The organism is Mucilaginibacter sp. Mucisp73 (genome assembly GCF_059491465.1).
The window spans coordinates 6,196,667-6,208,423 of sequence record NZ_CP168507.1; the positions used below are offsets into that span (position 1 = coordinate 6,196,667).

An 11,757-nucleotide genomic window follows, 5' to 3' on the forward strand; every position below is an offset into this window, starting at 1 on the left:
GAAAAAACTTTAGGTCTCGTTCAAACAAACGAGGCCTTTTTTTATTATTGTGCTTAGGGGCTCCCCCTTTAGGGGGCCGGGGGGCATATGCAATGGTTTGGCAGACGCGAAAGCGATAACGTAGATGATGAACGCGGTGGTGGTGGCGGCGGCAGGTTAGCCATTGGCGGTGGCGTACTTGGTATTATAGCGGCCGCTATTTATTTTTTTACAGGGGTCGATCCTTCGGCGCTGTTTAACCAGGTAGCAACCAACCAGCCGGCCCGGCAGGAGCAAACCGTTAATAACGGCCCCGAAGATGAAGGCAAGAAATTTGTGCGCGTGGTTTTGGCCGATACCGAAGATATCTGGACAAAACTGTTTAACGACATGGGCCGTACTTATGAAAAGCCGCGTTTAACCCTATTTAGCGATTATGTACAGTCGGCTTGCGGTAATGCCAGCTCGGCAAGCGGCCCGTTTTATTGCCCCGGCGATTCGCGGGTATATATTGATCTTTCTTTTTACGATGAGTTGAAGAACCGTTTCGGTGCCGCCGGCGATTTTGCGCAGGCCTATGTAATAGCGCATGAGGTAGGCCATCATGTGCAAAACCTGTTGGGGATCTCACAAAAAATGGACGAGGCCCGCTCACGATTGAGCGAACGCGCATATAACAAACTTTCGGTAAAGCTGGAGCTGCAGGCCGACTTTTATGCCGGCGTTTGGGCGCATTACGAAAAAACCATGAAAAACGTGCTTGATAAAGGTGACATTGAAGAAGCCCTGAACGCGGCCAACGCTATAGGTGATGATCGGCTACAGAAACAAGCACAGGGCCATGTAGAGCCCGATAGTTTTACCCATGGCACCAGTGCCCAGCGGATGTACTGGTTTAAAAAAGGTTTCGACACCGGGGATATTAACCAGGGAGATACTTTTGGCAATGGGGATTTGGATTGATTAGTTTATTGGTTCAGTAGTTCGTTTGTTCATTGGTGGGATGTGCATTGGGGCAGGGACGAGCTTTGTGGTTTTATAACTTACATCGTCCGCTCTTGGCCGCGGAGGCCAGTTACTTTACCTTAGATGCAAAGTAACCAAACATCAAGACAAAAAAAATGCTTCCCCCCTCAAGGCCATACTCCCAGGCCCGCTTTTTTGTCGGGCCAGCACACTTTTGTTTTGGGTTTGATAACAATATGTCACGGTTCTTATCTTACTCCTTGACTCTTACCGTCTTGCTTCTTGACTTCTAACAGTCTTGCTTCTTTTCCCAAACTGTCAGCAGGTAAGCTTCGGGCGAAAGCGGGCAGAACAATGGTGGGTGGTGCGGCTGCAGGGGCATAGCAAGTTTTTGCAGAAGCGAGGGCCATGAGCGGGCGAAGCAGGGCAAAATAATTGCAGCCCGTGGTTCTGCTCGCTTTGCGGGGTAAAGGCAGGGAAAGGCAAGCGGGCGAAGGCCGTGCGGCGAAGAAGCCTCCCTGCCGACTTGACTTTTTGGTTACTTTTGTGTCAAGACAAAAGTAACAGCCACCCGCGGCAATTGAGCGGGCCAATGTTAGTTAAATACAACTAAATATTATTAAGCGATAGCGCGAACCATCTGCGATTTTTCTCTTGAGAGGAACTGCGGGGGCGATCTGCTTTGATAAGCCAATCGCATAAACACACCCCTGCCATCACACATTTCCATCGCGCCCCCTCTCAAGAGGGGAATGAAGAGGGATTAAAACGTCAGCACCACCTTACCAACCGTCCTCCCGCTTTCCAGTTGCAAATGCGCATCGGCCATTTGCTCAAACGGAAATACTTTGGATACGTGCGATTTAATAATCCCTTTTTGCAGCAAACCGGCAATGGTGCTCATGTTTTCGGCATTGGGTTTTACTCGGGTGTTGTGGCCATTAATGCCCAATGCATTGGCTTTGGGCGTAACAGTTTCGTTCATGCCGGAGACGATGCTTATAATAGTGCCGCCTTTTTTCATCACCTTCAGCGAGCGGTCAATGTATTCGCCGCCAATGGTGTCAAGCACAAAATCGATATCGCCGGTAGCGGTTTCAAAGGGCTGTGCCTTATAGTCGATATGCTCATCGGCACCCAGGCCCAACACAAAATCGCGGTTGGCAGCCGAAGAAGTGGCGATAACATAGGCGCCCAAATGTTTGGCTATCTGCACGGCATAATGACCAACCCCGCCTGATGCGGCGTGGATCAGTACTCGGTCGCCGGGTTTAACAGGTGCATTGCTGTGGAAAGCCTGCCAGGCAGTAAGCGCGGCAAGTGTAGCTGCCGCAGCTTCCTCATGACTGACGCCGGCAGGTTTCAGTGCAAGTTCATCGGCTTTAACCTTAACATATTCGGCATAGGCTTTACCGGTTTTAGGAAAATCTATCATGGCAAAAACCTCGTCGCCGGGTTTAAAACCGGTAACATCCGCGCCCACTTCGGTGATCTCGCCCGAAATATCCCAGCCCAATATAATCGGAGATTCGTCCTTAATAAGCCCGGCAACGCCTTTCCCCGAGCGGGTTTTAACATCCACAGGGTTTATGCTGATGGCTTTCAGTTTTACCAGTACTTCATCGGCAGCTATGGTTGGTACAGGTATTTCGGCAGGCACCAGGTTTTCAACCCCGCCAAAGTCTTTTAAAATTATTGCTTTCATATTTCGATGTATTCATTTGATACCAAAGTTATACCATGGTAAATAAAATATATGGTATAAACGGGGAATATAATTTAGTGTTTTGGGGCATACATCCTAAGCTCCATATTTTAGTTCTGGTTTTGTGGGGTGGAAAAGGACGTGGTAAATTGGTATACATCATTATGTTTAAACCTTGTTGTAACTAACAAACATCGTCGACCTCCTGGCTGGGCGAGGGCCGTTAACCTAAGAGATTAATTTAGCACATGCGCTTTAAAATCCCCTCTTGAGAGGGGGCGTAGTGGGAAAGAGCGGGAGCAGGGGTGTGTTATACAAGCGATAAGCTGCACGTAGAATAACACACCCCTCCACCCCTCTCAAGAGGGGAGTCGCACATTCCCTGCTTTTGAAGAGTTTTTCGTTAAGTTAACGGCTATGTTGGCCGGACGGAGTACTTTACTTTACCTTAGATGCAATTAACCAAACATCAAGACAAAAAAATGCTTCCACCCGCAAGGCTATACTCCCAGGCCCGCTTTTTTGTCGGCCCAACGCGCTTTTGTTTTGGGCTTGATAACAATATGTCATGGTTCTTATCTTACTTCTTGACTCTTACCGTCTTGCTTCTTTCCTTCTACCGTCTTGCTTCTTTCCTTCTACTGTCTTGCTTCTTCACATTGTCGTCTTGTTTCTTTCCCCAAACTCTTATCTTAGAAACGTGATCAAAGTAACATGCGCTATCATTGTTAATGCCGACGGACTTGTATTTGCCGCCCAGCGGAGCGCAACCATGAGTCTACCGTTAAAATGGGAGTTCCCCGGCGGTAAAATTGAGCCCGGCGAAACCGCCGAAGCGTGCCTTATCCGCGAGATTAAGGAAGAGCTTCATGTGGATGTTGAAATAGTAGCCTCTTTGCCGGCCAATACACACCAATATCCTAACGTTACCATACAGCTGATCCCTTTTGTTTGTAGGATTACTTCGGGGCAGATTGTGTTAAAAGAGCATCTTGATTTTAAATGGCTGCCTAAAGGTGAATTATTAGCTTTGGATTGGGCGGAGGCGGATGTGCCTATTGTTAGGTGGTATATGGAGAGCTAGGCAGATAAACTTTGTCTGCTCTGAATCATGAATTAAAAGGTCGCCTGCAAAACTCGTCGGCAATACATTTCTTACTACAAAACTAAATTAATTGAGCACTACTTACAAACGTATATAAAAGTCGATGGTAAAAAGAACCACAAATCATTATAACCATCCAAGTGTTATCTTTATATTTAATTGTTAATATCTTTGCATTATGCATCCAGTTACCCCGAATTTGCAAATTAATTCTAGGCTTTTAGCTCGGTTAATTTCTAATGCCGGCTTTCAAAAAATGATTTCACCGTCAGGAGTAAAGACATATTCCCGTCAGTTGAGAAAGGTAATTGAGAGTGGAGGGATATCGTTACCTGTAGATTTCACTTTATCACAATTGATAAACTTATCTTATGATCATTTGCAAGAGGGTTATCGTCACGAATATATTTACAAGACAAAATTGCTCAGCGATTTTATTTTAAAAAAATACTCACTTGATGATACAATCATCTTAAACGAATTTAGGATTGGCAAGTCTGTTGCTGATATGGTTCTGGTAAACGGAACTAATAAAGTCTTTGAAATCAAAACGGAGCTTGATAGCCCAGAAAGACTTAAGACTCAATTAAATGATTACTATAAGGCCTTTTCAGAAGTTTATATAGTTACTCACCATACTCTTGCTGCTAAATATAAAAGTATTGTGGACGAACGTGTTGGATTAATTGAATTTAATGGCGATTACTCTCTTTATACTTCAAGAGATGCTATTATAGATCAAACAAGACTAGATAATTTAGTAATGATGAAATCTTTACGAAAAGGGGAGTTCTTGGATATAGTAAAAAAAATCAACGGACAACTTCCTGTAACTACTCAAGTTAAGCTCTATAAGGAATGCTTAAATATAGTTAACGATATTGATGCATCTGTTTTGCAAAAATATTTTCTAACATCAGTTAAAGGCCGTATACGATCGGAACATAAGTTAGTATTGAACAACGATGTTCCTGATTATCTTAAATTCTTTTGTTATTTGGTGAATTTTACCGAAAAGCAGTACCTTGCTTTACCAGCGAGGTTGTCTTGCTTGGTTTAATAACCTGAATCATGTATTTTCCTTATTTACGCGGGAAGCAATTTGAATTGTTAGCGCTTCGGGAATTGGCTGCTCTACCTTTAGAATCTGCTAAAATCTCTCCCGTAATCGAACCATTAAAGACTGACACGAGATCAATTCTTACGATGGTGAAAACGATTTCAAGAGATATTAAACTCCACCTGATAATTAATCCACAATACGGCGAAATCAAAAGCGGTAGTAAGGTAATTGCAGAGTTAGTTAAGGCTCTACATAATTTCGGTTATCAAAATATCATACCCGCATTTATTATTTCAACAAATAGGGATTTAGGTTTACTCAAAACCTTTTTGACACAGTTCGGATTTGATAGTAGTGGTTATTCCCTTTTACATCTTAATCAAATTGCAGGCATTGAGGAGTTAAAAACTATAGTATCATCTACTAACTGCAAATATAATATTATTCAAGTTGAGCACATATTTGCATTAAGACGAAATTTTCCGAAACAGACGCTTGTTTATCTATCAGATCCATTTAATCGACAGACGAAAAATGCAGATTACGTTCATATTAACGACGAGAATTTCTCTACAGATCATCTTTATTACGAAGATGAGGGGTTTGTAGGATTTGGGGATTACTTGACAATTGGTTCTGCCTTTATAGATGGAGGTAGATTGCCTTGGGCTGTTGTTATACACTTAACATATTTAGACGAAGAATCTAATATTCGAATAAAACATTTTGTTTCTGACTCAAATGATGATGATGCCGATACGGCGGGAAAGTTTGCAGAAGCCTTAAGTAAGCTAATTGATTTTATAGACGATAGAAAAATAAGCACAATTGCCACAAACGCATTTAGAGATCTTTATGAGCGAGGAGCTTATCCCGGGCTTGGTACTATAAAAAAGCTATCTGTAATGCACCATATAGAACTAGTCCATTCTTTAATATAAATTATGAACTGCTGTACTTTATGTTTTCTTGATTCAAGATTGCAAGGAATAATTAGCTCTCTTTCAACGAAGCGTGGCACTTGTGACTTTTGCGGATCAACTAAAATTGAGCTTATTGCATGTGAGACGTTAAGTGTATATTTTGAACCCTTGTTTGAATTATATACTTCACACCCAAGCGCTGAAGGCTCCCTGAAAATAAAAGAACCTTTTCTTCTTCATCAGCACATGAAGACGTATTGGAAACGATTATTTAACAAGGACTTACTGGACGATAAACTAATTAAATTTCTGGTAGATAATATAGGAAGAGGTGGGGAGATCTATTTAGAAGAGCTTTTTGAACAACCTGTAGAATTTAGTTATATCGTGAATGATCTTCAAGATGATACAGATAACCTTGAATTGAAGTGGGATTCTTTTGCAGATGACATCAAATATCATAATCGTTTTTTTCTTAATCAGAAATTAGATACAGATTTATTACAATCTATTTTCGAACGACTTAGGTCTTCATTTACAGCAGGAAGTGAATTTTTCAGAGCGCGGATCTCGGAAGTGCATCTTTCGCCAGAATTTATGGGTAAACCACCCTTTCATTCTACTACAGCAGGGCGCGCAAATCCAGTTGGGATACCATATCTCTATTTGTCAAATGACTTGAGAACAACATTATATGAAACACGTATTTCACTACATGAAACACTAACGGTTGGGAAATTCATTTCTACAGAAACGATAAACTTAATTTCATTGAAGAACATTGACTCTTTGGGGCCCTTCGAAATTATGGAGAAGCAATTTTCTATAGATGAATTTATCGAATATAGACCTTATTTACAGAAGTTAGAGTCTGAGTTATCGAAACCTGTTAGAAAGCAAGATGTGCATTTAGATTATTTACCAACCCAGTTCCTTTGTGAGTTTTTTAAATCAATGGGGTTTGACGCAGTAGAATATAAAAGTGCTATGAACCCAGAAGGTTCCAATTTAGCACTATTTGACGACCGTAAAGTTGAGTGTGTTGAATCCAAATTTTATAAAGTTAATAGCTTGCTTTATAATTGGGATGAACTGTAAATATCAATATCCATAAATAAACAAAACACTATGGAGAAAAGCTGAACCTACATAGCCTAACCTATTATATCTCGGCAACCTTTAATCATTTTCGTGATTTCACGAAAATGATTATAAAAATAGCGCTAAAACCTCACAAAATTGGTGGCACTATATTGTCAGCATCCCAATCAGTCGACACCACCTAAAGCCATTCTCGTTAAAAAACATCAAAAAACACCAAAAAAATCCTTCTGCCGGCGCTGCCTCAACTAAGGCTATATTTTACTCTTAAAAGTTTTAGTAATTGACTGTCAATATTTTACCATTGTTTCAGTCGAAATGTTAATTATTTGACTATCAGTATGTTTCATAAAAAAGATGTTCCGCGTTTTCACACTCAAAAAATGGAACACGCTTATTTTCGCAAAAACGGGCGGTGTGCTTTTTTCATTTTTTCGTGGGGAATCAAAAAATTGGGACACCCATTTTTTTACTTATATTTGAAATTATATAATACATATAGGCATAGTAGTAATTTAATTAATCGAACAAAATAATGCAAAGGCATAGGGGTAAAAGTTTAGAGTGTTGTAATAAAGTAAACGCGTTAAAAGCTTTATTCAATCACTTTAATATGACAACCCATGATACCCGCTTTAATAATTTGGTTATTTAAAAAATATATCCGGCCTGCCCTCCAAAATAAAACTTTCCCAACCTTCAATATCTTCGGTCCGCTAAAATGGGCGGCTATGGTGGTGGCCTTGCTGTGCCTCGCTGTGGGCGCCCTGGCACAGGAACAAACGGTTAAATACAATGTGCTGCACAGCGGCAAGGTGGTTGGCCACATGAACCTGTATCAAAAGCGCCAGGGTGATGAGCTGTACCTCAAAATGATCTCCGAAGTAAAAATGCGCTTCATTTTTAGCATTAAGGTGGAGATCCAGGAGGAGAGCACTTTTAATAATGGCAAGCTCATGAGTTCGCAGGTGTGCAGAAATGTCAATGGTTCAGAAAAATGCAACCGCCAAACCAAAGCTGTTGCCTCAGGCTACCAAACCATCGCCGAAGGCAAATGCGGCAAAACGGTTGATCAAAAACAAATAGCCGCCAACCTCATGCTGCTGTACTGCCATGAACCGGCCGACCAGTCGCAGGTGTACTCCGATAACTTTCAGCAGTTTTTGCAGGTTAAACAGGTGAGCCCGCATGTGTACCGCATCGATCTGCCCGATGGTAATTACAATTTTTACAGCTATACCAATGGGGTGTGCAGCAAAGTGGATATCCATCATTCGTTATACACCATCCAGATCCAACTGGCCTGATTTATTTTTAACATTTGGGAGCTATGAATTTAACGGCCAAACAAGCTATCTTTAGCGCTAACATCTACACCTTAAAAGTGGAATACAGCGATAGCACGGCCATTGGTTTAATTAAACAAGGAAGCCAGAAAGCTTTTGAGCGGCTTTTTAAAGATCACTTTAAAAGTCTGCACGCCTATGCCTACACTTTTTTAAAGGATGATGAAATGGCCGAAGAGGTAGTACAAAACGTATTTTGCCGCATTTGGGAAAAACGCGATCAGCTAAAAACCGAGGGCAGTATCAAGGCCTACCTGTACCGCTCTGTACATAACGAAAGCCTGAATTATTTGAAACATCAGAAGGTACGCGCCAATTTCGGCGTTTATTATGCCGATGAAATGGAACAGGTTGGCAGCGATGAACTGGCCTCAAAAAAACTGCTCACGGCCGAGCTGCAGAAGCACATTGAAAAAGCCCTGAGCGAACTGCCCGAGCAATGCCGTATCATTTTTCAGCTGAGCAGGTTTGAGCAGTTGAAATACCAGCAAATTGCCGATCATATGGGTTTATCGATCAAAACCGTCGAAAACCAGATGGGCAAGGCGCTGCGGGTAATGCGCCAAAAACTGGCCGAGTTTTTACCCATTGTTTTATTGTTACTAATTAATTGGTTTGTATGAGCTATACCGGTATGCCCATAGATGATGATTTGCTGGTGAAATACCTGGTTGGCGAAGCTACGCCCGCCGAGGTGGAGGCTATACAGAACTGGATTGCCGCTTCGCCTGCTAACAGGCTGGAGTATGATAATTTTAAACTGATCTGGGATGAGAGCCGGCAAATTGCCTCTACCAAAAATTTAGATGAGGATGCGGCCTATCTCCGGCTGCAAAAGAGGATCAGCAATACAGTCACAACGCCAACCCAACCGGCAAAGCTCCGCAAAATGAAAACAAGCTGGTGGATAGGCATAGCGGCATCGCTGTTGCTGGTTTGCACGGTGGCCTGGCTAACCCTAAGTCATTATTATGATAACAAGGCTATTGCTTTTGTTAAGATAGACAGCAAATCTAAAACCCGCGCGCAAACCCTGCCCGATGGTTCGGTTGTTACGCTGAACAGTCACAGCACGCTTATTTACCCCGGAAAATTTACCGGCAAGATCCGCCCGGTGACTATGCTGGGCGAGGCGTTTTTTAAAGTTACGCCCGATAAAACCAAACCTTTTATAATTAGGGTGAACGCTGTAACGGTTAGGGTGGTTGGCACGTCATTCAATATAAAGAGCCGCAATGGCAAAACGCAGGTTATTGTTGAAACGGGCATAGTTAACGTAAGCGAAAAGAAAAAAAACGTAAACCTCAATCCCGGCGAAAAGGTGTTGGTTACCGGGAAGGATGGCCTGCAGGCTAAAGAAAGCATCAAAGGGCGTTTATATAACTATTATGCAACCCATGAACTGGTTTGCGATGAAACCCCGCTAAATGAGTTGGTAGGGTCATTAAACGAAGTGTACGGGGCGCACATTGTTATAGGCAATAAAGCCATTGCCAACCTGCCTATCACTACGGTGTTTAAAGATCAGTCGTTAGATCAGGTGCTGCTGGTGATCTCCGAAACGTTCAAGATCAAAGTAGAGCGCGGGAAAAAGGGGATTGTGTTGAGGTAGAAAGGAAAGAAACGCAGTATTAAAAAAGACGTCATTGCGAGGCACGAAGCAATCGCCAATAAGCAGATCGGCCGTGCAAATCTGCCCTGTATAGCTCGCGATTGCTTCGTGCCTCGCAATGACGTAGTGGAAAAATTGCTGGTTTATTAATATTGGCTGAATAATACTTTTATGTTGTATAAATTACATCGTTACCTAAACCATACCATCTGCCTGCTGCTTCTTACGGCTTTAACCGCTCGTGCCGATTCCATCCTTTCCAAAAACATATCCGTTCACGTAACCGAAATGCGCCTGGGCACGGTGCTTAAAACCATCGAACAAAAAGGCAACTTCTACTTTTCATACAACAGCAACATTGTAAAAACCGACAGCCTGGTTACCATCAATGCGGATAACTGGACGATTAAAGAAGTGCTTGACCACATGCTTCGCTATCGCTTTGAGTACCGCGAATCGAAGAATTTTATTATCCTGAGATATGCGCCCCGCCAACTCACTATAGTTACCGACAAGGCCGCTACCGAGGGCGACAATTACAACATCAGCGGTACCGTAACCGACGAGCAAACCGGTCATAGCCTGCCCAATGCCAGTGTATACTCGCACGAGCAATTGCAATCGGTACTGACCGATAAGGAAGGTCATTTTGATATTAGCCTGCATAACGAAGGCCAGCCGATCACCCTCACCATCAGCCGGGAATTTTATAAGGATACAACGGTTACTTTTTTAGCAGATGTTAACGTAAGGAGCACCGACACCACCCTGAAGAAAAAACGCAGCCTCCTGGGGTATATCCTTAGTGACGATTATTCTGGGGTCGAAAATACTTCGCTGGGCAGACTGTTTCTTTCCACCAAACAGCAAATCCAGGCGGCCAATCTCGGCGGGCTGATTGCACAGGCCCCCTTCCAGGCTTCGGCCATACCGGGCGTAAGCACTCACGGCAACTTCAGCGGACAGGTAGTAAATGTGGTTTCTCTCAACGCCGTGGGCGGCTATAATGCCGGGGTTGATGGCTTTGAAATGGGCATTATTTTCAATTTAGATAAAGGCGACGTTGGCGCGGTACAAATAGCTGGGATCTTTAATGTGGTGGGCGGCTCAGTAAATGGCATTCAGCTTGGCGGCTTGTACAATAACGTGCTGGGTAACGTGCGGGGCATTCAGCTGGCCCTGCTCCATAACAGCGTAAAACAAAACATGAATGGTTTGCAGCTGTCAGCCCTTTACAACCATACCCGCGGATCAGTCAGGGGCATTCAGTTAGGGGCGATAGGCAATATTGCAGGCAAAAATTCCGACGCGTTACAACTGGGTGGGATTGGTAATATAGCACAGCAAAAGTTTGGCGGCTTGCAGGTGGCGGGATTGTTTAACTATGCCAAACATCTCACCGGTGTTCAACTGGCGCTGGTAAACATAGCCGATACTTCTTCGGGATTTAGTATCGGGCTGTTGAATATTATCAACAGCGGTTACCATAAGCTCGCTATCTCCACTAACGAAACTCAAAATATCAACCTCGCCTTTAAAAACGGCAACAGCAAACTGTACACCATTTGGCAGGGTGGTATGCGGGTTGATGACAACAGTAAATTATATTCATTTGGTTTGGGTTTCGGGCGGGAGTTTGGATTGGGGCAGCACCTGGCTATCAACACTGAAATTGGTTCAAGTTACCTGTACCAGGGCACATGGTCAAAAACCAATCAGCTTAACAAGTTCAACCTTGATTTCACTTATAAGGTAAGTCGGAAGTTTTCAATTTTTGCAGGCCCATCGTTAAATTTCCTATATTCAGATCAGCGCACCCCGGTAGATGGTTACGCCTATGCGCGGGACCTGCATCATTCTTTTATCCGTGATAACAGGAACTGGAGCGGTTGGGTTGGATGGAGTTTTGGGGTTAATTTGTTTTAAGGTGTGTTGGCTGGTAACAGGCCTCAGTTGT

Annotated in this window: 10 protein-coding genes; 9 read left to right on the forward strand and 1 reads right to left on the reverse strand. The window is 43.1% G+C overall.

All coding sequences use genetic code 11. The annotated features are described in order from the left end of the window. The first annotated feature begins 87 nt into the window (after positions 1-87). The gene (gene ypfJ / locus ACEN82_RS25725; RefSeq protein WP_413321304.1) at positions 88-942 is read left to right on the forward strand and encodes a KPN_02809 family neutral zinc metallopeptidase; all 855 of its coding nucleotides are present in this window, start codon (positions 88-90) and stop codon (positions 940-942) included. Positions 943-1,708: 766 nt separating this feature from the next. Here the strand turns inward: ypfJ and ACEN82_RS25730 are convergent. Continuing rightward, a complete protein-coding gene (locus ACEN82_RS25730) occupies positions 1,709-2,650 on the reverse strand; it encodes an NADP-dependent oxidoreductase (RefSeq protein ID WP_413321303.1) in 942 nt (313 codons plus the stop codon). 700 nt (positions 2,651-3,350) lie between these two features. On the opposite strand from ACEN82_RS25730, the gene ACEN82_RS25735 reads away from it, so the two are divergent. The 8 genes from ACEN82_RS25735 (at position 3,351) to ACEN82_RS25770 (ending at position 11,726) form a co-directional block, all read left to right on the forward strand. After that, positions 3,351-3,734, forward strand: a complete 384-nt coding sequence (locus ACEN82_RS25735) for a (deoxy)nucleoside triphosphate pyrophosphohydrolase (RefSeq protein WP_413321302.1) — start codon at positions 3,351-3,353, stop codon at positions 3,732-3,734. A gap of 199 nt (positions 3,735-3,933) precedes the next feature. Continuing rightward, a complete protein-coding gene (locus ACEN82_RS25740; RefSeq protein WP_413321301.1) occupies positions 3,934-4,815 on the forward strand; it encodes a sce7726 family protein in 882 nt (293 codons plus the stop codon). Between the two features lie 11 nt (positions 4,816-4,826). Then, positions 4,827-5,759 (forward strand): sce7725 family protein, encoded by a 933-nt coding sequence (locus tag ACEN82_RS25745; protein WP_413321300.1) that lies wholly within the window; start codon positions 4,827-4,829, stop codon positions 5,757-5,759. A gap of 3 nt (positions 5,760-5,762) precedes the next feature. After that, positions 5,763-6,839, forward strand: coding sequence for an RES family NAD+ phosphorylase (locus tag ACEN82_RS25750; protein WP_413321299.1), 1,077 nt, complete (start codon positions 5,763-5,765; stop codon positions 6,837-6,839). Between the two features lie 626 nt (positions 6,840-7,465). Then, complete coding sequence (locus ACEN82_RS25755; protein WP_413321298.1) at positions 7,466-8,149, forward strand: DUF6134 family protein; 684 nt, start codon at positions 7,466-7,468, stop codon at positions 8,147-8,149. 23 nt (positions 8,150-8,172) lie between these two features. Next, positions 8,173-8,811, forward strand: coding sequence for an RNA polymerase sigma-70 factor (locus tag ACEN82_RS25760; RefSeq protein ID WP_413321297.1), 639 nt, complete (start codon positions 8,173-8,175; stop codon positions 8,809-8,811). Next, positions 8,808-9,800, forward strand: coding sequence for a FecR domain-containing protein (locus ACEN82_RS25765; RefSeq protein WP_413321296.1), 993 nt, complete (start codon positions 8,808-8,810; stop codon positions 9,798-9,800). Before ACEN82_RS25760 ends, ACEN82_RS25765 begins: the two co-directional genes overlap by 4 nt. Positions 9,801-9,971: 171 nt before the next feature. Further along, on the forward strand, positions 9,972-11,726 hold the full coding sequence (locus tag ACEN82_RS25770; protein WP_413321295.1) for a carboxypeptidase-like regulatory domain-containing protein: 1,755 nt from the start codon (positions 9,972-9,974) through the stop codon (positions 11,724-11,726). Positions 11,727-11,757: the final 31 nt, after the last annotated feature.